Below are 358 nucleotides of genomic sequence, written 5' to 3' on the forward strand. Positions count from 1 at the left end.
GAGAGCGCGATACGACGCGCGAGGGACGTCGGCACACGCAAGCGCGGTCACATCAAGGTCGGGGCTCCGCCTCTTCTCGCCGCGGCGTTGCTACCGGGCGTCATACGGACGTTCGAGCGCTCGTCTCCAGGTGTCGCCGTTACCATCGTAGATCGCTCAGTGGCGGCAATAAACGAGCTGCTGCTTTCCGGAGAAATCGATCTCGCGCTCGGGACTTTCCGCCAAGACGAGGAAGCAATCGTCCGCATCCCCCTCGTTTCCTCGCAGTTCGTGCTGATGTGTCCGGCGGATAATCCGCTAGCAGCCGTTGCTCATCCGCGCTGGAGCGATCTTGCGAATGTTCCGATGATCGCGCTTC

At 62.0% G+C, this 358-nt stretch carries 1 protein-coding gene; it reads left to right on the plus strand.

Going from position 1 to position 358, the window contains the following annotated elements:
• Positions 1-87 precede the first annotated feature (87 nt).
• On the plus strand, positions 88-358 hold a 271-nt coding region (locus AC5ZGW_RS47655; RefSeq protein ID WP_496114338.1), incomplete at its 3' end, for a LysR substrate-binding domain-containing protein.

It is taken from the genome of Bradyrhizobium sp. Crot121 (assembly GCF_059512385.1).